Here is a 21,166-nt window from a genome sequence, read left to right as displayed (position 1 = left end):
CTCTTCGCTTTAAGGAGAGGAAGGAGCGAGGTCGTGGGAAAAGTATTCTTAATCGGTGCAGGTCCAGGAGACCCAGACTTAATCACGGTCAAAGGCTTAAAAGCAATTCAAGCAGCAGATGTTATTTTATATGATCGACTAGTGAACAAACAGCTTCTCCAGGAAGCAAAACCGGAGGCAGAACTTATTTTTTGTGGCAAGTTTCCTTCCTTACACCTCATGAAACAAGAGACAATCAATCAATTGTTAGTTCAATACGGAAAAGAGAACAAAATGGTGGTTCGGTTAAAAGGTGGAGATCCGTTTGTATATGGGCGAGGAGCAGAAGAAGCATTGATTTTAGCTGAGAATGGGATTGCTTATGAAGTGGTGCCAGGCATTACTTCAGGGATTGCTACACCGGCATATGCTGGTATTCCCGTCACACATCGAGAAATAGGTAGGTCACTTGCTATGATTACAGGTCATTCAAACAATGAGGAAATAAAATGGAAACAATTAGCTACAGCAGTTGATACGCTCGCCATTTATATGGGAGTAAGCAATTTACCTTTTATTGTTGATAATTTAATAGAAGGGGGTAAAGCGTTAGAAACACCTGTAGCTATCATTCAAGAAGGTACAACGGAAAGCCAAAAAGTTATGATAGGTAATTTGCTTACTATTGTCGCATTAGTTGAAAAACACAAGATCCACAATCCAGCGATTATTATTGTTGGGGAAGTAGTGAAAATAGGGGAGAAATTAGCAGAGTGGAGAGAGACTTAGCTTTTATGAAATGGCTCATTTCCAATTGTGATAGTCGGTTTCCTTATTCGAAAATGTTGCCATATAGAATGCTTTCCATACATCTCAGGAGGTAAAATAGCGGAAGAATACGATGTCATCATTTAGTATAAACTATGATCCAGAGGTGATATAAATGAGTTTTGAAGACAAAGTAGTATTAATTACAGGTGCTGCTGGTGGAATTGGTCTTGCAGTAGCGAAAGTATTTGCGGAAGAAGGAGCAAAATTATCTCTCGTAGATATTTCAAAGGAGGCTTTAGAAGAAAAAACAAAAGACATTAATACCAAAGACAAGTTATTAGTAGCTGCAGATGTATCAGACGAAGAACAAGTTAAAAATTATGTCGATGAAACGAAAAAGGCCTTTGGAACAATAGATGTTTTTATTAATAATGCAGGTATTAATGGAGCATTTGCAACACTTGATGAACAGACAGTCGATAATTATCAAGCTGTATTTGGTGTGAATGTACTTGGTGCATTTTTAGGATTGAAACACGTAGCACCGATTATGAAAGAACAAAAAAGTGGTGCGATTGTCAACACTGCATCCAATGGTGGATTATTAGGTGCACCTGGGATGGGGATTTATGTTGCTTCCAAGCATGCCGTGATTGGTCTAAACAAAACAGCAGCTTTGGAATTAGCGGATTTTGGTATTCGGGTAAACGCAGTGGCTCCATCAGGTGTAGATACTCAAATGATGAGATCCATTGAATCAAATGCCATGCCAGGAAATGAAGAGGATGCCCGTAATAGTTTTGAAAATAGTGTTCCTATGAAACGATATTCTACACCGGAAGAAATAGCCGATTTAATGGTGTTTTTAGCTTCTGACAAAGCTTCTTTTATTTCTGGGGCATACTATCGAATTGATGGTGGACAAGGTGCAACCTCTGTATAATAGATGATGTGGAAGGAGTGAACTGTTCACTCCTTTTTTTTACGTTAGGAAAGTATAAAATTTCTACACAGTAGCTTTTCGACGTAGCTGGAATTTTAAGGTACCAAGTATAAGCAAAACTAGGCATTCGCCAAAGGACGAGCGAATGCGAGTTTTTCTAACATTATTGTCTACATACTGTCAATAAAATCGAGCGGATTGCCCTGTAAGCCTAAATGTTGTAAATTAAAGTTAACTAATTTCAAAACTTTATAGAGAGGGGTTCTTAAATGGCAGACAATGTAGGAAGTCGCAGAGTGGATGGTTTTTTAAGAAAAGAGAAAAAGTGGAAGAGTGAATTTGAGAAGTTAAGACAAATCGTACTCGATTGTGGGTTGACCGAAGATTTTAAATGGATGCATCCGTGTTACACATATGATGGGAAAAATGTGGTTATTATTCATGGCTTTAAAGAATACTGTGCCTTAATGTTTCAAAAGGGTGTCCTGCTAAAAGATCCTAATCATATACTTATTCAGCAAACCAAGAATTCGCAGTCGGCACGTCAGATTCGATTTACCAATGTTCAAGAAATAATCGATATGGAAGACATTTTAAAAGCCTACATTCATAACGCCATGGAAGTAGAGAAGGCGGGTTTGGAAGTCGAGTTAAAAAAGACCTCCGAATACACGATTCCTGATGAATTGCAAACGAAATTCGATGAAATGCCTGACTTGAAGACTGCCTTCAAGTCACTGACCCCGGGGCGCCAAAGAGCTTATCTTCTTCATTTTTCTAATGCGAAACAATCTAAAACTAGACAGTCAAGAGTGGAAAAATATACGCAAAAAATTTTAGATGGAAAAGGATTAAATGATTAGATTACACGCATTTACTTAAGGAAACTAATTCGAGTAAAAACTGAACAAGTTATAGAAAAAACCGAACTTAACATAAGGGAGAAAAAGAATTGTTATATTATGTAATTGATGCGTTTACAGAAACAAGATTTGGCGGGAATCCAGCAGGCGTAGTAATCCATGAAAATTTAGACGAAGAGTTCATGCAAAAATTTGCTGCAGAAGTTAGGTTTTCAGAAACAGCATTTATTAAAAAAATAGACAATAAAAATTTTGAAATTAAATTTTTCACACCGACTTCACAGGTGAACCTTTGTGGACATGCTTCCATTGCATCCTTCAAAGCATTATTGGACTGCAATTTTATTGAAGATAACAATACATATTTTATGCAAACACTTGCAGGTACACTTCCGGTTGATGTAAATCATTCCTTTATAATGATGGAGCAAGCTGAACCAAAACTTGGAAAAGTTTTTAACGATTATGATGATTTGTCTGACATATTTAAAATTAACAAAAATCAAATAGGCGATATAAGTTTTAAACTAGTTCCTCAAGCTGCAAGCACTGGACTTTGGGATATAATGCTTCCACTAAATTCAAAGGATGCTGTGAATGCTCTTAAACCCAATTTTAAATCACTGGTAGAATACACAAAAATTCACGACGTAGCAGGAGTTCATGCATTTACGCTTGATACTGAGGAGGGGATAGCATTATGCAGAAACTTTTGTCCACTCTATGGTATTGAGGAGGAAGCAGCAACAGGTACTTCAAATGGGGCTTTAACATATTATCTATTTAAGAACAAAGTATTAAGTAATTTTAATCAAAATTACTCTTTCCTTCAAGGGTATAGTATGGGCAGACCTTCTCATATCATGACTAAGTTAATTAATAAAAATGATCTAAGGGTTATGGTTGGAGGAAACGCAGTAATATTAACGAAGGGTATTTTACTCTAAACATTGTTTTTTCTTGAATGGCTTCTTAATAGATTACTAATAAGTCATTTTTTGAATATTTTTCGTATTACGCAATCGGGTGCGATAGTTGTTTCGATTAGATAGATTTTATCAAATTTGGACGGTCAAAGAGAGCTTTGTATAGTGCGAATGGTAGAGGGTTATCTTTTCCTCTTTCTTCGTTTGAAGCGAGTATTCAACACAATAGCTTGGTACAGTTTGTTGATATAGCAAGAAATCAACCGATGGATTCAGTCAAGAGTGCAACCTACGTGGTTGACACAGCGTACTCTTTAACAGTTACGACGAAGAGTGGAGGAAAGCTTCCGACACATATACAAGAAATAACGTATAATTTTTTGAAATAGCGGTCTAGATGATAATGAAAAAGAAAAATAGCATGTTGAGGCAAACGATACTAATTTTGTACAATGCATAGGATAAATCAACTTTACTTTGTTATGTCAGGATAGTATAATTATCGATAAGAATTAGATTTCAATGAATGAAACTATAAATTAAAAAAAGGGTGCTTTTTGTGAGTGCGGTAGGTTCTAAATAGGATAAATTTTAAACGAAATAAATATGGATGAAAAAAGGGGATTTTTTTAGGATGTCACCTTGTTTTCCCATGTATTTATTTCAAAACCTATGAAGATACCTACAGTACATTATAAAGCGTGTAAGTGGAGGAAATAGCTATACTCTTTAGATAGCTTATTTCAATTTACACAAGCCTTGTAAATGTGAAGAAAGCTGCGGTATCCCGCAGCTTTTTTTGTGCTTACTCAATGGCCAATAACACTTCATTGGGATCTATTCGGTAGGTACCTTCATTATGATCATCATAGTGAGGAGTATGAAAAATGAATAAGATGACATTTGAGAAACTACAATATAACGAGTTAAAAGAAATAGTAAAATCTTATTGTGTAAGTGGTTTAGGGAAAAAAATGATAGATAATTTGAAACCAAGCTCAAGTATGAAGGTAGTGAAGAATCGTTTGAATGAAACGACAGAGGCGCGATCCATATTAGATGTCGTAGGGCATGTTCCATTTCTAGGTGTTTCTAACATTGAAAGCCTACTTCAAAACTTAGAAAAAGGCATCATTCTAGATCCTAGTGAATTGGTCAGGGTGTCGGATTTTTTAAGAGGATGTAGGAAAATAAAAAGGTTTATGCTTGATAAAGAGTTTTTTGCACCAGTACTAGCATCTTATGCGAATTCTATGTCTGAATTTGAAAAAATGGAAGAAGAGATTGATTTTTCGATCAAAGGAAATAGTGTCGATTCCGCTGCAAGCAAAACATTAAGACAGATCCGAAGAAACATCGAAGCAGTAGAAGAGAGAGTGAAAGAGCGCCTAAATAAATTTATAAATAGCAATGCGAATAAGAAGTATATTCAAGAATTCTTCATTAGTAAGAAGAACGATAGATACACGATCCCAATTAAGGCTTCCTATAAGAACCAAGTTGCAGGAACCGTTATTGAAGCATCTTCAAAAGGATCGACGGTGTTTATCGAACTGAATACTGTTACAAAATTAAACGAAGAACTCGCAAGTTTAAAGGCAGAAGAAGCCATTGAAGAATATCAAATTTTAGCTACATTATCAGGCATGATCTTAGAGAACATGGATGACATTAAGATTAATCTTGATCTAATTAGCCAATATGATATGGTGTTTGCAAAAGCGAAATTCAGCAAGCACATTGATGGGATAGAGCCCAAATTGAATGATTATGGACATATAAAATTAGTAAAGGGCAAACATCCACTTTTATCAGGAGAAGTTGTCCCACTTGATTTTGAAATCGGAAGAAATTATCGTAGCTTAATTATTACAGGGCCAAATGCTGGTGGAAAAACGATTGTTCTCAAAACAATTGGATTATTAACTTTAGCAACAATGTCAGGCTTTCACATTAATGCGGATAGAGCTACGGTAATATCTGTTTTTGAAAACATCTTCGTAGATATTGGAGATAATCAAAGTATCGAAAACGCCTTAAGTACCTTTTCCTCTCACATGAAAAACCTATCTGAAATAATGAGAGTATCCAACAACCATACACTTTTACTATTTGATGAGATAGGTAGTGGAACGGAACCGAATGAAGGCTCTGCTCTAGCGATTTCCATTTTAGAAGAATTTTATCATATGGGGTGTATGACAGTTGCAACAACACACTATGGTGAAATTAAACGCTTTTCTGAAATGCATAACGACTTTATGAATGCAGCAATGCAATTTAATAGCGAAACATTAGAACCAAAGTATAAATTAATCATAGGGAAATCCGGTGAAAGTAATGCTCTATGGATCTCTGAAAAAATGAATATAAAGGAAAACGTACTAAAAAGAGCAAAGGAATATATGAACAATAAAGCGTATCGTTTAGAAATAATGAATGAAGCCAAAAAAAGAAAGCCAAAGATCGTTAAAGAGGAAACCCAAAACAGGTATGAATATAAGAAAGGCGATCGTGTGAAGCTATTAGACCATGATGACATTGCCATTGTTTATAAAGGGATAAACAATTATGGTAACCTTATTGTGTTCTATAACGAAGCGTTTATGGAGGTAAATGTGAAACGTCTCTCCTTAGATATACAGGCGCAGGAACTATATCCAGAAGGATACGATTTAGAAACATTATTTGTAGATCATAACACACGAAAAATGCAGCATGATTTAGAGAGGGGTTCGAAAAAAGCACTTCGCAAGATTCAGAAGGAAATAAGGAAGAACAAAGGTTAGGAAATTTAACACGATTATCACATCTCAGAATAACGAATAAACGGAGGGCATATCTTAGGGAAGGTATGCCCTTCATTTTTCAAAACATAACCAAAACCTTTGTGGGTGAAATCCATTGACGAATCTCCCATAGTTTAGGATGATAAAACATAAGAGATCAGATGTGATTTTATTTCATCTACAAATCGTTTCTACAGCAAAGAGCCTATGCATATCTTTAAAACACTTAAGGCGTGAAAATAATGTGGCTTTTCACTCAAGTAGCCAAAAAAGAAAGGGGGTAACTATTTTGACAAAATTATGGATGCAAATTTGCAGAATATTTTTAGGAGTGATGTTTTTAGTTGCTGGTGTTAACGGTTATTTTGTTATTCTTGGGCTTGACCCATTTATCGCAACGAGCCCCGATGCAATGGCATTATTCGAATTTGAATATCTATTAATCATAGAAAAATCGTTAGAAGTTATTTGTGGTGTTCTACTTCTAATTCATCAATTTATCCCCTTAGTCTTAACCATATTATCACCTATTACTGCCAATATTTTTCTGCTCCATTTGTTCCTTGATCCATCATTGCTAGCATTAGCGATAGTACTTGTCCTATGTCATGGTTATTTGTTGTACTATTATAAAGATAATTTTATAGCTATCTTGGAGAGAAAACCGAAGTCTTCTTGATTTGTGAAGTGAAATCCTTTAACTAGACCTACCTTACAATCCATTAAAAAGGAGCCAGCGTTATGTACGGAATTCAAAAACAATCAACCAAACAAAAGAGCTTTATTTTGATTGCACAGATTGTATATTTGATTATTGCCTATTATGTACTGTTTAGTTTGAATGAAGAAAACTTCCTTTCGATAGGGTTGTTCACGGCTCTATTTATAACGTCTCTGAGGTTAAATGCCATGATGTTCCTTTGGTTACCTAGAGGAATTGGGTGGATGGAGGCTATCGGAAATAGTTTAGCTTTTGCTTTATACTACCTGGGTTTTCCTCTACTAGCTATCGCTAATGATAACGATGCTAGTATGACACTTTTTATGGTTGGCTGGATAATATTTTTACTAGGTAGTTTTATCAACACTGGATCAGAGTTGTTGAGAAAGACTTTTAAAGATAATCCAGAAAACAAAGGGAAATTATATACTGGTGGACTATTCCATTACGCCATTCATATTAATTATTTCGGAGATTGTCTTTGGGTATTGGGCTTAGCTATCTTAACGAATAATTTTTTTAGTTTATTTATTCCCCTCGGTTTACTTTTATTATTTGTTACTAGCTACATACCAAATCATGATAAATATCTACAAGACAAATATGGAGACCAATTCATAGAATATAAGAAGAGCACAAAGAAGTTAATCCCTTTTATTTGGTAGATGTAAATGGAAAATAATATAGCATCACTTGAAATAATTTTGCTTATAAATGAAGCTCTTCCTGAGCTTCAATTTTTTTCGTTGACGCGGCACTAATTGGTGTCGTATAATAAGGACACTAATTGGTATCGAATTTGGAGGATAGAATGATGAAGAAAGTTTGCGAAAAACGGGATGTTTTTGTTGCCATTGCAGATCCAACAAGACGTCAATTGATCCGTTTATTGGCAGAAGCAGATGAGCTACCTTTACATGAATTAACAGACCAGTTCCAAATGGGGCGGACGGCGGTTTCGAAGCATTTGACTATCCTGAAAGAGGCTGACCTCGTAACCAATCGAAAATCAGGTAGAGAAACTAGATATAGACTAAATCCAGCACCTTTACAGGAGGTCAAAGACTGGCTTTCTTATTATGAACAGTTTTGGAATGAGCGAGTGTCCTTATTAAAAAATATATTGGAGGATTAAATCATGGCAGATCTATCATTAGATTTTCAGTTTAGGAGCTCCATCGATAAAGTATGGGAGGCTTTAACCGATTCAGCTACTCTTGCACAATGGGTCATGGAAAATAATTTTCAACCGATTGTGGGGCACAAATGTCAGTTTCGGAATGAAGAGATAGATTTAATTGTAGATAGCGAAGTGTTGGTGGTAGATAAGCCTCATAAATTATCTTATACATGGATTGGCGGACCGATTGACACCATTGTTACGTGGACCTTAAAGCAAGAAGGTGAGACAACTTACTTGCATCTGGAACATACCGGATTTGATCAAGAGGGACAAGCATTTAATGGTGCGAAGTATGGCTGGATGTATAAGGTGGAAAATCTTAAGAAAGTGTTAGGTGAAGCGTAAAGATAAGGAGGTAGGAAGACATGGCGATATTTGAGGCATTTGTAGCAGGGATAGATGATCCATCCCTGCGTGAAAGAACAGAAGAAGTGTTGCATTGGGTAAGTAATAAATATCCACGTTTAGAAACAGAATTGAAATGGAATCAACCGATGTTTACAGATCATGGTACCTTTATTATTGGTTTTAGTGTATCGAAAAAGCATCTAGCGGTTGCCCCTGAAGGTGTTACCATTTCTCATGTAGAGGAGGATATTAAGAAGGCTGGCTATGATTACACAAAGGAATTAATTCGTCTCCCGTGGAATAAACCTGTTAACTATTCATTACTTGAGAAAATGATAGACTTTAATATTTGGGACAAGGCTAATTGTCCTACTTTTTGGAGAAAATAATTAGAAAGGAGCTATGGAAATGAGTTTTGTAAAAGATATGCTTTCCATGTTCAATAAGAAAGAATTATCATTTCTAAAAAGCTACAAAGAATCAGAAGACTACTATACCTTTCTGTTCGAAAAAGAAAAGGATATAACCTGGAATGCAGGACAATATGGCTTGTTTACAATTACCCACAAGAAAATAAAAAACAATACGCGACCATTTAGTGTAGCATCTGTACCTCAGGAAAATACGATTCAAATTACGACCAAAATCAGTGATCAACCTAGTGAATTTAAGAAAGCAATGCTAGAATTAACAAAAGGAACGAAGATAACGATGGCTGGACCTGTCGGGGCATTTTATTTAAGAGAGGAACACCCTACAGTACTAATAGCGGGTGGAATTGGAATTACCCCTTTTCGTTCCATCGTAAAGCAACTAGAGGCTGAGAAAAAAGAAATACCTGTGCATCTACTCTATTTGGACAGTAACAAAACTTATATTTTTAAAGATGAGCTTGATAGAATAGCGAGTAATACCTCTATCGGCTTAACTTATCTCGATTCATCGAATCACTTACAGCAAGCATTGGACAAAAGCATCAGTACTTATAAGAATAATGCTAAATACTATATTGCAGGTCCGAAGTCAATGGTAGAGGATACATCTACTTATTTACGAGATAATGAAATTTCCAAACGAAACATTAAAAAAGATGTGTTAATTGGCTATTAGACAAAATTTTTAAGAAAGGTAGTATTTTATGAAACGTCACTTTTTATTAGGAATATTAGCGGCAGTATTACTATTGCTAGCAGCTTGTAGCAGCACGACGAACGAGTCAACTGTTAAACAGACAGAAGATCAACCTACCTCAACAAATCCAAGTGAAAAATCGGACCAGTCAGATTCTAAAGAGAATGACTCCAATATGGATAATTCGAACGTAAAAATCGTTGAGGATAACGGTCAAAGCGAGAATGTACATACATCGAACGAAGAAGAATCTGTGGACTTAAAGGAAGAATATCTCAACAAATTAAATGAGACGAAAAAGAAAGTGGAAGAAATGCGAGAAAATCCTATGGATGAGACAACATTTGCTTTAAAAAAAATAGAAGGTGATGCTTTCGATATTTTGGATGGCATGTTAAATGAAATTTATGGAGTTTTAGAAGAAACTTTACCGACAGAAGAAATGGAACAACTAAGAATAGAACAGCGTGAATGGTTAGATTACCGGGATAATACAGCAAAAGAGGCATCTCTACAATATAAAGGTGGTACAATGGAACAATATGAATATGTAAGGGTTGAGAACAATCTTACACAAGAGAGATGCTTCGAATTAGTGGAAAACTACATGAAGTAACTTTTAAATCTGGACAGACAATATGTCAAATATATTTGACACCATGTCTGTCTTATTTTATAATCAAGGTGTCAAAAGTATTTTACACCTTATCAGATTAAAAGGTGGTTCAGAATGGAAAATAAAATAAAAGAATATCGAGAAAAAAGCGGGTTTTCTCAAGGGCAATTAGCAGAATTATGCCATGTAAGTAGACAAACCATCAATGCGATTGAAAACAATAAGTATGACCCTAGTCTACAGTTAGCCTTTGATATTGCAAAAACTTTAGCGGTTCCCATGGAACAATTATTTATACCTAAGAACGGGGGAAAGAGAAATGGATAAGACTAAAAAAATTATCGCAATTATCGCGTTTATGGTCTTCATATTAGTTGCAGGGTATTCCTTATACAAATGGTTTAAATTTGGAACGGTTGATGGAGGTTCTATCTTCTTTAGCTTTCTTGCATTAACTTACTTTTTTAACTGGATTACTTGGGGGCAACACGAAGGCGGCGGTGAAAAGGATGAATTAGATAGACATATTCAAACACAAAGCGCCAAAATTGGTTACTATGTATTAATGGTATTGTCAGGCATCATACTATTTGTTTCAGAAGGTACAGGTAATCTTAATAATGTGGATAATTATCCTTTATTGTTAGTTGTATGTCTGACATTTATTACGGTTCCGGTCACTGAATTTATTTATTCCAAGAGATATAAGGGATAAGAAGGATTAGGCTATTGGTGGACATCTTTTTTAAGAAATAGATGTCCACCTCCAAGAAATCTTTTTTCTATTACTTTTCTTTTAAGACTAATACATCATAACCCGTCAAAGTGATACTCCCTGAACAAGTTTGGTTATCTAATAGATTTTCCATTTCTGCTTTTAATTGAATATGCTGTGATTGGTAGGAATAATTAAGCAAAAGATAGATGCTCACACCATCCTTTTTCCGGACAGCTAGCTCTATATCTGGTGTCAGTATAAATAGATGTTGATAGTTGGTTGCTTCCATATCTTCTAATAGGATCGATGCTGTTTGGTAGTTAAAGACACTTCCGTAGTAGTATGCAGTTCCTGTCGAGACGCTTCTTTTTGTCAACGCAGGTTTACCTTCATAGTGAGCATTCAGATATGTTCCCATTACTTCAACATTCTCCACTTCAGGCTGTAGCACTTCGTTAAAACCAGTAGTTTTAAATTGCTTGTTTAATAGGTTAACATCTGGATTTTCCTGCCATCCATTTAATAACGTATACTCCTCCACTGTAACACCTACTAAATCCTTTATATATCCTGGGAAAGCTTTCATATAGGTCTGTCCTGTTAAATCTTTGTATCCCGTTCTTGCACCGAAAATAATGGTCCCGCCTTGTTCTACATAACGTGTTAATAGATGGGCTGTAGTCTCTGTTAAAATGGCTGGGTGGGGGTAAACTAGAATTCTATATTTAGCTAACGTCTCTAGGGACATTTCTTGTGTGATATTGACAAAGTCGACAGGGATATGATGATATTGAAAGGCTTTAAACCATGCTTCTTTACTCTCCTTAATAAAATGCCCATACCAATTATCTTCTTCACCATCCCATTCATTCGGGTAATCGGTCAAAATAGCGGCATCTGAAATGTATTCTGAATGGAAGATAGTATTGCCGATCTTATGAATTTCTTCACTTGTTTGTTTCAGTTCTGTGATTCTTCGGTTTGGTAAATTATGATAGTCATTAATGCCATGCCAGTAGATTTCAGAACCTTTGGTAGCTGTACGCCATCGAAAATAAAGAACTAAATCAGCACCGTGGGCAATCGACTGATATGTCCATAATCGCAGTTGGCCTGGACGAGGTGTAGGTTGTTCAAGTCGGTTTACCCATCCCCCTGGACCAGCTTGTTGTTCAAATATCGCAAAGTTTCCCCCAAAACTACGAACAGTGCTTAAATTCATGCTCCATTTTCTGTCATGTAAAGGCATCATTGATTTATCCTCTATAACCTTGTTAAAGTTTGGATAAGAATCATAGGCATAGAAATCTAATACTTCTTTTGTCATACGGTGATTATCCAAGTGACCGAACATTCCATTCGTGGTCACCCACTGCTTATCTGTGATAGAACGAATAATGTTTGCTTGCATTTGTACAAAGCTAATGGCGCTATCTGAGATAAAACGCTTTTCATCTAAAAGTTGGTGAGGATTGTAAGAATGAGTAACAGTCGGTCGTGTTAAATAAATTTGTTTCCAATCCGTATAGGTTTGATTCCAAAAGACAGTACCCCATGCATCATTCAGTCCTTCTAATGTTTGATATTTATTCTTGACCCATTGACGAAAGCTATCATGATCTGCGTTTGAATAGAATACATTCATTTCACAATTGATTTCGTTATCAATTTGCCAACCAACCACTGTTGAATTACTCTTATAGTGTTCTACCATTTCTAAAACAATTCTTTTAGAAAACGTTCGATAAATTTCTGAATTATAATTATAGTGCCTTCTAGAACCGTGGTTATAGCGCACCCCTTCTCTTGAGACATTTAAAACCTCAGGGTATTTATCTGTTAACCATGCTGGTGGTGTAGCGGTAGGTGTTCCTATAATTACTTTTAGATCATACTTTTTTGCTAGTTGAATAGCACGGTCAAATAAATCGAATTCAAAAGTCCCTTCTATTGGTTCAAAGATAGACCAGGCAAATTCAGCCATTCTGACATATAAGAACCCCATATCTTTTATTCTACGAAAATCTTCTTCCCACATTTCTTCTGGCCAATGTTCGGGATAATAACAAACACCTAGTTGTATGGTTGATTCGTTTAGGAAATCTTTCATTCTTTATGCTCCTTCATAATCTTTTATTCTTTGACAGAACCTCCTAAAATTCCTGATATAAAATGTTTTTGTAAAATCAAGAAAACTATCATGATCGGAAGAACCGATATAGCAGTTCCGAGCATTAGCTGTCCATAATCTACTGAATTTAATCCAGCTAATGTGGATAATGCAACTGGTAATGTATACATATCACTGGATGTCATGATAATTAATGGCCACATAAAATTGTTCCATTGATGAGTAAATAAGAAAATTCCTACAGCTGCTAGAGCTGGTTTCATTGTTGGTAATGCTAATTTGAAAAAGATGCTAATTTCACCAGCACCATCTATTCTGGCAGCTTCTATCATTGAATCTGGAATTCCTTTCATATTTTGACGAATTAAGAATATAGCAAATGGATAACAAATTTGTGGCAGGATAACAGCATGATAGGTGTTGAGCCACTCAAGTGCACCAAAGATTTGGAATAACGGAATAATGGTTGCTTGATAAGGTATCATCATCGCTAACAAAAAGCTAGAAAAGATAAGATTACTACCTTTAAACTTAAATTTTGCAAATGCATAACCAGCCATTGAACAAACTAATAGACTAGCTAATACAAAAACGATAGCTATTATGGCTGAATTGATTAGTGCTTTCATGATGGGAATAGATTCACTTAAATTAGTTAAGTTTTCCATGAAATAGTTACCTGGAATAATTTTGGGTGGGAAACTTAACACGTCTCCTGAAGGGTTTGTTGCTCCAACAATCATCCAATAAAATGGCCCTAATGAGACAATAACACCGATAATTAAAACAAAATGTAGAAGTGATTTTTTAATATAGAAGTTTTTCATTAGTCATCTTTCACCACCTTAAATTGTAGCCAAGAAAGGATAGCGATAAATACTACGATTACATATGCAATGGCAGAAGCATATCCGAAGTCAAAGAAATTAAAACCTTGATTATATAAATAATACGTAATGGTTAAAGTTGCATTATTAGGACCACCATTCGTTAAGTTATAAGGTTCATCAAATAATTGAAATGTTCCTATTGTAGATAATACAAAACAAAATAATAACACAGGTTTTAATTGTGGGATGGTAATATGAAAAAATTGTCGAATTGGTGATGCACCATCCATACTAGCTGCTTCATAAAGATCATTCGGAATGTTCTGAAGTCCTGCTAATAGAATAACCATGTTATATCCCGTCCATCTCCAGGTGGTTACGATAATTAAGGATACCTTTGCCCAAAAGCCATTTGTTAACCAATTTATTTTTTCTATACCAATAGAAGACAAGATGTAATTGACTAGGCCATAGTCTGAATTTAATAGCAGAATAAAAATAATGGAGGCAGCAACTAACGATGTCACAGCTGGTGTAAAATAGGAAACTCTATAAAATCCACGTATATTTAATAACTTCGAGTTTAAAAAAACTGCTAATAGTAATGCGAGGAATAACATAATAGGTACTTGGATAATTAATAGAATAAATGTATTACCTAATGCTTTGTAAAAAATAGGATCACTAAATAACCGAATATAGTTATCAAGACCAGAAAAAGTATAGACACCACCTGTTCGTGTTTGGAAACTAAGTAAGAACGATGCAATAATTGGATATACCGTAAAAGCTAAAAACAATAATAATGCTGGTAGTATAAAAAAGTATGGTGCAGTTTTTGGTGTAATCAAGCCATTTTTGAAAAGTGTGGATTGCTCCTTTTTTGATACATTTTCCATGAATGTCCCCTCCTTGTGGTGAAGTAGGCTGGTAAGTTTAAAACTTCAACCAGCCTAACCTCAGGATATATGGTCTTTATTCTGTTGTTTCTTTGCCTGTTTGTTGTATAGCTTGTTCCTCCCCGTCTTGGAGCATATCCATTGCTTTTTTATCTTCTAATAGAAATGCTTCGATTTCGCTTCCCATTACAGAACGCACTTCAAGTTCTGCACCATCATGATTTACTGCTGGTATGTTTTCGACTGTGTCGGCAAATTTTTGAAAAAATGGTTCATTGTTAAAATATTCTTGATTTTCAGAGAAAATAGGTTCTTCATATGCTGCAGTTAATGCAGGAAATAAACCTCTATTAGTGAGTGCTTTAATCTGAGAATCTATGTCAGTTGTCGCGAACTCTGTAAAGACATAAGCTGCCACTTTATTATCAGACTCTGAAGGAATTGCTAATGCAGATCCACCATCATTTGATGCCCTAGTACTACCTTTTTCAAATGCTGGTAACATAAACATATCCCATTTACCAGATAGTTCAGGCATTTGTTCTAGCATCGTACCGCTCCACCATACAGCACCCGGATTTGTAGCGACTTCTCCATTTTTCATAGCAGCAACTTGCCCATCCCAATTATTTGTAAACGTAATTAAATTATTGTCTTTCATTTCTTGAAGAATTCGAGCAGCATTTTCGCCTTCCTCTGATGTAATATCTAATTTACCTTCATTATCGAAATAATAACTCCCTTGTTGTTGCATCATAATCCGTAATAGCCCATCACCGTCTGTTCCAAGAAAATAGTTTCCAGTATGTGCAACAACTTTTTTTCCTGCTTCGATGTAATCATCCCATGTTTCAATTTTAGAAGGATCAACACCTGCTTCTTCAAAAATATCAACACGGTAAATGACACCAACTGGCCCTAGATCACGTGGAGCAGCAATCACATTTCCATTCTTATCTTTTAAACCTTCAATCTTGGCCTTTGCAAATTTATCTTCGTGTTTGTCGTAACCGATTGCACTTAAGTTAGTAAAGGCATCCGGGAATTCAGTTGTAAATGATTGGATACGGTTATTCTCTACCTGTACAACATCAGGTAAGCCACTACCACCACTTGAAAGTCCAGCGCTAACTTTTTGATATACTTGATCCACACCAATGTGCTCGACAGTGACATCGATATTTGGATATATTTTCTTGAAAGCTGGTAAAACGTCTTTTTCCAAATAGTTTGCTTCTAATGCCCATGCCCAAACGGTAATATCTCCATTAATATCTTCGGGATTTTCAGGTATAGTTAATTCTTCAATATCCTGTTCGCTGGAGGAATTAACGCCACATGCTACTAATAAAACTAACAGAATAAATGCAACGAGCAACCTTTCTAAAATTTTTTTCATTTGCTTCACCCCTTTGTTTTTTTATTAGATCCCTGTTAACGAGATAGCCATCGTTAACTTGTCAAAATTTTAGCGAACAAATAAGGTTAAATATAGAAAAAAGGTTAGATATATAGAATTTATTCATTTTAATTGTATACGCTTACAAATAAGGGGGATTTAGAATGGATAATATACTTAGTTCATTAATAGAGGTAACAAAAGTTCCGATTAGTATTTATTATGATGCAAATATGACCTTCTTTTCTTCTGATAAAATCATTAATCCTTTGTTCGACACTTTTCAGGAGCATGTCATCAATTGTGGTTTACTAGGTAAGGAGATTCAATTAACGAATACTAATTATTACGAAAGTTTTCTAAGTATTCCTTTTATTCAACAAAATAAGAGACATTGGTTAATTATAGGTCCAACCGTATATAATCTACCAACAAAAGAAGGTGTCGTACAATTACTGACCAGTATTAATAGAGGCTATTTAAAGGAGGAATTTGAATCATATCTAATGAGTTTGAGTATAGAAACTAGTAATCAGCTAATAGAAATTGGACAAATAGCTTACTACCTAACATCAGGTACTGAATTGAATATCCGAGAGGAATTGAAGTTCATACATCAACAACAAGACACGGAGATAGAATGGAAACAATCTAGTTATATTGCAAATGTTCGCGAAAATAGCTATTATCACCATGACCCTTTATTAGAACGTCGAATTTATCAATTCATTGAAGAAGGAAAAGTGCAGGAGATCATTCCTTATCACCAAGCGTTTAGAAAAAGAGATGATTTTGAGTATGGGATCTTATCTAGAAAAAGTGAATTAAGAAGCCAAAAAAATATTGCCATTGCTACTATAACTCTAGCAACAAGAGCTGCAATTAGAGGAGGGCTTCACCCAGAAGATGCGTATTCTCTTGGCGATGTAATGATTCAGGACTTAGAAGAGTTAAATTCCATTTCCAAAGTGGATTGGTTTCGTGAGAAGATCCTATATGATTTTGCGGAATTGGTTAAGAGACATCATCAACAAAGATATTCTAGAAAAATTACACAATGCCAAGAATATATTTACAAACATATCTATGAATCTGATTTATCGGTTAGTTGGGTTGCTGAAAAACTTGGATTAAATCCGAAGTATCTTTCTAATCTATTTAAGAAGGAGACAGGTATGTCTATTTCCGAATACACCCAAAAGGTGAAAGTGAAAGAAGCAAAAAATATGATGCTTTATTTTAATCGTTCTATTACAGAAATTTGCAATACCCTTCATTTTTCCGACCAAAGTTATTTCATTAAAGTATTTAAAAGACATACTAAAATGACACCGGGAGAATACATAAAAAAAAACAGATTTGATCCATACTAATAAAAAATGGAATTCACTTTATCTTTGTTTATATCAAAAATAGTGATGTTATTGATAAAAGGTTGATTTTGTTTTTTGTATAATATCAATGTAAGCTATTTCCCTGTTGATCATGGTAAAAGTCCATGGACGCATGATTCTAGTTAGAGATCATGCGTTATTTTTTTGTAAATGGTTAAGATTGTCTAACGAAAATAGATTACATATTTTCATTTACTGACTTTTTTGTATTGGGTATTTCAACAAAATAAGTTATTTGTTAAAATTTCTTATCCAGTATAATATAAATAGAAAGTCGTATAATAATATAGTTCGTCTTGGTGGTGGTTCACCGAACAGTAGTGCAATAGCCCTTCAAGGGAGCGACACACTATAGGTATTTTTTATAACCACACCTTAGTTGCTTGTCAGGCTCAAGGGTGGTTATTTGTGTCTATATCCATATTATCTAAAAGAATACAAACTTTATAAATGGATAAACTTAATGCATCAAATAATGTTCATGTAATGCTCGGCAGTTGCCGAGTTTTCTTTATTCACATAAATACGATTAATGGTATAGTATTTTTATGAAAAGAAAGGAAGTGAAGCGAATGGGAGAATTTCTTCATGATCATCCCATTACACCTAGAACAAAAGATGAGAAAGAGAAGGTTATCAATCGCCTTAAACGAATAGAAGGTCAGGTGCGTGGTATTCAGAAAATGGTGGAGGAGGACCGGTATTGTCCTGATATACTCGTGCAAATTAGTGCGATTAATGCAGCACTAAAAAAAGTAGGATTCACGGTAGCGGAAAGGCATGCTAAGCATTGTGTTAGCCATGCGGTTAAATCTGGAGACGGAGACGAAGTTATTGATGAATTACTCGAAGTGATGAAACAATTTTCCAAATAAGTGGGCTTAGAACATGAGTGATGAAAGGCATGTTACGTTTGGAATTACAGGAATGACTTGTGCAGCTTGCTCTAAATAAAATGGATGGAGTCCGTGCAGAGGTTAATTTTACTGAAAAAGTGAGTGTTGCCGTTTGATGAGACTAAGGTTACGATTACTGATTTAAGCGAAGCAGTAGAAGATCAAGGCTACGATGTCGTAGCATAAATATATAAGAGCTGATCCGTTTTTTTTTTATTGGGTCGGCTCTTTTACTTAATATGAAATGTTTGTCTAATACCTTACAAGGGTATTGTATTATCAGTAAAAATACAGAGCTTCAAATGGATAGAAGTTTAATTAGAAAGGAATATTAGATAAAAAAAGGAAGTGATTAGCTTGGTAAGAGAGGGAGATACAAAGAAAGAAGCAATGCATGATTCTAAACATATGAATCATGTTCAAGGACGTTCTAATCATGAAGAAAACTATTCTGAAAGCCATGCTCATCATGACCATTCAAAGCATCATAGTCATGAAGAACATCATCATAGTGAGTATGAAAATCATAACGGACATGACCATAGCCATCATCATGAGCATATGGTGAAAGACTTTAAAAAAAGGTTCTACATTTCCTTAATGGTTACCATTCCAATTCTTATTTTATCTCCGATGATTCAAAGCTTTTTCGGGGTAAATTGGCAACCTCTATACAATTCCTATATCTTATTCCTACTTGCTACCTTTATCTTTTTCTATGGTGGTTGGCCATTTATTACCGGGGCAATTAGTGAATTAAAAGATAAAAACCCTGGAATGATGACACTCATTGGCTTAGCAATCTTTGTTGCTTATGCCTATAGTTCGCTCACTGTGTTTGGCTTAGAAGGGAAGGATTTTTTCTGGGAGCTAGCCACATTGATTGACATTATGCTATTAGGACATTGGATCGAAATGCGTTCCGTGATGGGAGCGTCCAATGCGCTAGAGGAGCTTGTCAAGCTCATGCCTAGTGAGGCTCATAAACTCGACGAACAAGACGAAGTGGAAGACATACCAGTTTCTGAGTTAAAGAATGCCGATCGTGTTTTGGTCAAACCTGGAGAAAAAGTCCCAGTGGATGGAACAATCCTAGATGGAAATTCAGCAATAGATGAGTCGATGCTTACAGGAGAATCCGTACCTGTGGAAAAGAATAAAGGTGATGAAGTTATCGGCGGTTCGGTGAATAAGGAAGGTTCACTTACGATACAGGTTGAAAAAACCGGTGCAGCTTCTTATCTTTCACAAGTCATTACACTGGTCAAAGAGGCACAAGATTCAAGATCACGAACACAGGATGTTACCAATCGGGCAGCAAAATGGTTATTTTATATTGCGCTTGCTGCTGGATTTATTACCTTATTCGTTTGGCTTGGGCTTGGATACCCATTTGATACATCACTGGAACGAATGGTGACGGTTATGGTCATCACTTGTCCACATGCACTTGGTTTAGCTGCACCTCTTGTTGTAGCAGTATCTACAGCTATTTCTGCAAAACAAGGCTTACTTATCCGTAATCGTGCCAATTTTGAAGGTGCGAGAAATTTAAATGCCGTTGTTTTTGATAAAACAGGTACGCTGACAAAAGGAGAATTTGGTGTAACCAATATTATTCCAAATGAAGGATATCAAGAGGAGGAAGTTCTAAATATAGCAGCAAGCTTGGAGCAGAATTCAGAGCATCCCCTTGCAACAGGTATCGTTACTTCAGCAAAAGAAAAAGGAATGCATCTACAAAAAATAACGAATTTCGAATCAATTACTGGAAAGGGAATTCAAGGAACCATTAATGGTCAAAAAATTAATGTGGTCAGTCCTGGTTATGTCGATGACAATCATCTTACCTATGATAAGCAACAGTTTAATCAGATGTCGGAGAAAGGGAAAACAGTCGTATTTGTTTTAATAGATGATGCACTAGTTGGTATGATTGCTTTAGCAGATATGGTAAGAGAAACCGCAAAAGAAGCCATTGCTAAGCTAAAGGAAATTGATATACATTCGATTATGCTAACTGGTGATAACAAAAAGGTGGCTAATTGGGTTGCCGAACAATTGAATATTGATGAGGTATATGCCGAAGTTTTACCAGACAAAAAAGCGGATCAAGTTAAGAAAATTAAGGAAAAAGGCTGGAGGGTGGCAATGACAGGAGACGGAATTAATGATGCTCCTGCTCTTGCAACAGCTGATTTAGGAATTGCCATAGGAGCTGGAACAGATGTAGCAATGGAAACAGCTGATGTAGTGCTTGTGAAAAGTAACCCAAAGGATGTTGTCTCCTTAATTAGTTTGTCGAAGAAAACCTATCGTAAAATGACTCAGAATTTATGGTGGGCTGCAGGGTACAATATATTGGCTATCCCGCTAGCAGCTGGTATATTAGCACCTATTGGTATTGTGTTAAGCCCAGCAGTTGGAGCAGTTCTAATGAGTTTGAGTACGATTATCGTAGCTATTAATGCAAAATTGTTGAAAGCTTAGATTACGTCTGTAAGTCCCTCTTATTTAAATTGTTAAAATCTACCCTTTGGAAATGATTTGTCCAAAGGGTTTTTTATAAAAAAGCCTTCCTGTAGAAATAAATTTGACCCGAAATAAGGTTTTTGGAATTACACAAAAA

The 21,166-nt window shown here is 35.5% G+C and carries 21 protein-coding genes; 17 read left to right on the top strand and 4 right to left on the bottom strand.

Annotation, left to right across the window (positions count from 1 at the left end; genetic code table 11):
- Positions 1-33: 33 nt before the first annotated feature.
- From cobA to DLJ74_RS00720, 14 genes are all read left to right on the top strand, one after another.
- Entirely contained in the window at positions 34-768 is a 735-nt protein-coding gene (cobA, locus tag DLJ74_RS00790) for a uroporphyrinogen-III C-methyltransferase (protein ID WP_109982935.1), read from the top strand.
- 154 nt (positions 769-922) lie between these two features.
- Positions 923-1,693, top strand: coding sequence for an SDR family NAD(P)-dependent oxidoreductase (locus DLJ74_RS00785; protein ID WP_109982934.1), 771 nt, complete (start codon positions 923-925; stop codon positions 1,691-1,693).
- Between the two features lie 269 nt (positions 1,694-1,962).
- On the top strand, positions 1,963-2,556 hold the full coding sequence (locus DLJ74_RS00780) for a YdeI/OmpD-associated family protein (RefSeq protein WP_109982933.1): 594 nt from the start codon (positions 1,963-1,965) through the stop codon (positions 2,554-2,556).
- Positions 2,557-2,645: 89 nt separating this feature from the next.
- The gene (locus DLJ74_RS00775) at positions 2,646-3,503 is read left to right on the top strand and encodes a PhzF family phenazine biosynthesis protein (RefSeq protein ID WP_109982932.1); all 858 of its coding nucleotides are present in this window, start codon (positions 2,646-2,648) and stop codon (positions 3,501-3,503) included.
- 866 nt (positions 3,504-4,369) lie between these two features.
- Positions 4,370-6,271 carry an endonuclease MutS2 gene (locus DLJ74_RS00765; RefSeq protein ID WP_109982931.1) on the top strand — a complete coding sequence of 634 codons (1,902 nt, stop codon included), beginning with the start codon at positions 4,370-4,372 and terminating at the stop codon, positions 6,269-6,271.
- Between the two features lie 289 nt (positions 6,272-6,560).
- Positions 6,561-6,950 (top strand): hypothetical protein, encoded by a 390-nt coding sequence (locus tag DLJ74_RS00760; protein ID WP_054789226.1) that lies wholly within the window; start codon positions 6,561-6,563, stop codon positions 6,948-6,950.
- Between the two features lie 62 nt (positions 6,951-7,012).
- Positions 7,013-7,657: a methyltransferase family protein gene (locus DLJ74_RS00755; protein ID WP_109982930.1), complete on the top strand. Its 645-nt coding sequence runs from the start codon at positions 7,013-7,015 to the stop codon at positions 7,655-7,657.
- Between the two features lie 149 nt (positions 7,658-7,806).
- Positions 7,807-8,127, top strand: a complete 321-nt coding sequence (locus DLJ74_RS00750) for an ArsR/SmtB family transcription factor (RefSeq protein WP_109982929.1) — start codon at positions 7,807-7,809, stop codon at positions 8,125-8,127.
- Positions 8,128-8,130: 3 nt separating this feature from the next.
- Positions 8,131-8,520: an SRPBCC family protein gene (locus DLJ74_RS00745; protein ID WP_109982928.1), complete on the top strand. Its 390-nt coding sequence runs from the start codon at positions 8,131-8,133 to the stop codon at positions 8,518-8,520.
- A 20-nt stretch (positions 8,521-8,540) separates the two neighbouring features.
- Entirely contained in the window at positions 8,541-8,912 is a 372-nt protein-coding gene (locus tag DLJ74_RS00740; RefSeq protein WP_109982927.1) for an iron chaperone, read from the top strand.
- 19 nt (positions 8,913-8,931) lie between these two features.
- A complete protein-coding gene (locus DLJ74_RS00735; RefSeq protein WP_109982926.1) occupies positions 8,932-9,633 on the top strand; it encodes an FAD-dependent oxidoreductase in 702 nt (233 codons plus the stop codon).
- 28 nt (positions 9,634-9,661) lie between these two features.
- The gene (locus tag DLJ74_RS00730) at positions 9,662-10,270 is read left to right on the top strand and encodes a lysozyme inhibitor LprI family protein (protein ID WP_054860470.1); all 609 of its coding nucleotides are present in this window, start codon (positions 9,662-9,664) and stop codon (positions 10,268-10,270) included.
- Positions 10,271-10,384: 114 nt separating this feature from the next.
- The gene (locus tag DLJ74_RS00725; RefSeq protein WP_109982925.1) at positions 10,385-10,597 is read left to right on the top strand and encodes a helix-turn-helix transcriptional regulator; all 213 of its coding nucleotides are present in this window, start codon (positions 10,385-10,387) and stop codon (positions 10,595-10,597) included.
- Positions 10,590-10,985: a DUF2178 domain-containing protein gene (locus DLJ74_RS00720; RefSeq protein WP_109982924.1), complete on the top strand. Its 396-nt coding sequence runs from the start codon at positions 10,590-10,592 to the stop codon at positions 10,983-10,985. Before DLJ74_RS00725 ends, DLJ74_RS00720 begins: the two co-directional genes overlap by 8 nt.
- A 70-nt stretch (positions 10,986-11,055) precedes the next feature.
- Here the strand turns inward: DLJ74_RS00720 and DLJ74_RS00715 are convergent, their stop codons facing one another.
- From DLJ74_RS00715 to DLJ74_RS00700, 4 genes are all read right to left on the bottom strand, one after another.
- Entirely contained in the window at positions 11,056-13,098 is a 2,043-nt protein-coding gene (locus DLJ74_RS00715; RefSeq protein WP_109982923.1) for a beta-galactosidase, read from the bottom strand.
- 23 nt (positions 13,099-13,121) lie between these two features.
- On the bottom strand, positions 13,122-13,946 hold the full coding sequence (locus tag DLJ74_RS00710) for a carbohydrate ABC transporter permease (protein WP_181397405.1): 825 nt from the start codon (positions 13,944-13,946) through the stop codon (positions 13,122-13,124).
- Entirely contained in the window at positions 13,946-14,848 is a 903-nt protein-coding gene (locus DLJ74_RS00705; RefSeq protein ID WP_181397404.1) for a carbohydrate ABC transporter permease, read from the bottom strand. Before DLJ74_RS00705 ends, DLJ74_RS00710 begins: the two co-directional genes overlap by 1 nt.
- Positions 14,849-14,924: 76 nt before the next feature.
- On the bottom strand, positions 14,925-16,247 hold the full coding sequence (locus DLJ74_RS00700; protein ID WP_109982922.1) for an ABC transporter substrate-binding protein: 1,323 nt from the start codon (positions 16,245-16,247) through the stop codon (positions 14,925-14,927).
- Between the two features lie 164 nt (positions 16,248-16,411).
- On the opposite strand from DLJ74_RS00700, the gene DLJ74_RS00695 reads away from it, so the two are divergent.
- From DLJ74_RS00695 to DLJ74_RS00685, 3 genes are all read left to right on the top strand, one after another.
- Positions 16,412-17,620 (top strand): helix-turn-helix domain-containing protein, encoded by a 1,209-nt coding sequence (locus DLJ74_RS00695; RefSeq protein ID WP_109982921.1) that lies wholly within the window; start codon positions 16,412-16,414, stop codon positions 17,618-17,620.
- A 593-nt stretch (positions 17,621-18,213) separates the two neighbouring features.
- Complete coding sequence (locus tag DLJ74_RS00690; RefSeq protein ID WP_054860466.1) at positions 18,214-18,516, top strand: metal-sensing transcriptional repressor; 303 nt, start codon at positions 18,214-18,216, stop codon at positions 18,514-18,516.
- Between the two features lie 429 nt (positions 18,517-18,945).
- Positions 18,946-21,027, top strand: a complete 2,082-nt coding sequence (locus DLJ74_RS00685) for a heavy metal translocating P-type ATPase (protein ID WP_219987211.1) — start codon at positions 18,946-18,948, stop codon at positions 21,025-21,027.
- The last annotated feature ends 139 nt before the right edge of the window (positions 21,028-21,166 follow it).

Origin of the sequence: Gracilibacillus dipsosauri (assembly GCF_003176895.1) — a bacterium.
GTDB lineage: Bacteria > Bacillota > Bacilli > Bacillales > Amphibacillaceae > Gracilibacillus > Gracilibacillus dipsosauri.
The sequence above is the reverse complement of the archived record's forward strand: the minus strand, read 5'-3'. Positions and strand labels throughout refer to the sequence as shown.

Bases quoted from the DNA above. Each gene is read 5' to 3' on its own strand.
- DLJ74_RS00710 (WP_181397405.1), bottom strand. From the start codon at position 13,946: ATGAAAAACTTCTATATTAAAAAATCACTTCTACATTTTGTTTTAATT.
- DLJ74_RS00690 (WP_054860466.1), top strand. From the start codon at position 18,214: ATGGGAGAATTTCTTCATGATCATCCCATTACACCTAGAACAAAAGAT.
- DLJ74_RS00745 (WP_109982928.1), top strand. From the start codon at position 8,131: ATGGCAGATCTATCATTAGATTTTCAGTTTAGGAGCTCCATCGATAAA.
- DLJ74_RS00725 (WP_109982925.1), top strand. From the start codon at position 10,385: ATGGAAAATAAAATAAAAGAATATCGAGAAAAAAGCGGGTTTTCTCAA.
- DLJ74_RS00695 (WP_109982921.1), top strand. From the start codon at position 16,412: ATGGATAATATACTTAGTTCATTAATAGAGGTAACAAAAGTTCCGATT.
- DLJ74_RS00780 (WP_109982933.1), top strand. From the start codon at position 1,963: ATGGCAGACAATGTAGGAAGTCGCAGAGTGGATGGTTTTTTAAGAAAA.
- DLJ74_RS00750 (WP_109982929.1), top strand. From the start codon at position 7,807: ATGAAGAAAGTTTGCGAAAAACGGGATGTTTTTGTTGCCATTGCAGAT.
- DLJ74_RS00730 (WP_054860470.1), top strand. From the start codon at position 9,662: ATGAAACGTCACTTTTTATTAGGAATATTAGCGGCAGTATTACTATTG.
- DLJ74_RS00785 (WP_109982934.1), top strand. From the start codon at position 923: ATGAGTTTTGAAGACAAAGTAGTATTAATTACAGGTGCTGCTGGTGGA.
- DLJ74_RS00715 (WP_109982923.1), bottom strand. From the start codon at position 13,098: ATGAAAGATTTCCTAAACGAATCAACCATACAACTAGGTGTTTGTTAT.
- DLJ74_RS00740 (WP_109982927.1), top strand. From the start codon at position 8,541: ATGGCGATATTTGAGGCATTTGTAGCAGGGATAGATGATCCATCCCTG.
- DLJ74_RS00755 (WP_109982930.1), top strand. From the start codon at position 7,013: ATGTACGGAATTCAAAAACAATCAACCAAACAAAAGAGCTTTATTTTG.
- DLJ74_RS00700 (WP_109982922.1), bottom strand. From the start codon at position 16,247: ATGAAAAAAATTTTAGAAAGGTTGCTCGTTGCATTTATTCTGTTAGTT.
- DLJ74_RS00765 (WP_109982931.1), top strand. From the start codon at position 4,370: ATGAATAAGATGACATTTGAGAAACTACAATATAACGAGTTAAAAGAA.
- DLJ74_RS00720 (WP_109982924.1), top strand. From the start codon at position 10,590: ATGGATAAGACTAAAAAAATTATCGCAATTATCGCGTTTATGGTCTTC.
- DLJ74_RS00735 (WP_109982926.1), top strand. From the start codon at position 8,932: ATGAGTTTTGTAAAAGATATGCTTTCCATGTTCAATAAGAAAGAATTA.
- DLJ74_RS00685 (WP_219987211.1), top strand. From the start codon at position 18,946: ATGAATCATGTTCAAGGACGTTCTAATCATGAAGAAAACTATTCTGAA.
- DLJ74_RS00705 (WP_181397404.1), bottom strand. From the start codon at position 14,848: ATGGAAAATGTATCAAAAAAGGAGCAATCCACACTTTTCAAAAATGGC.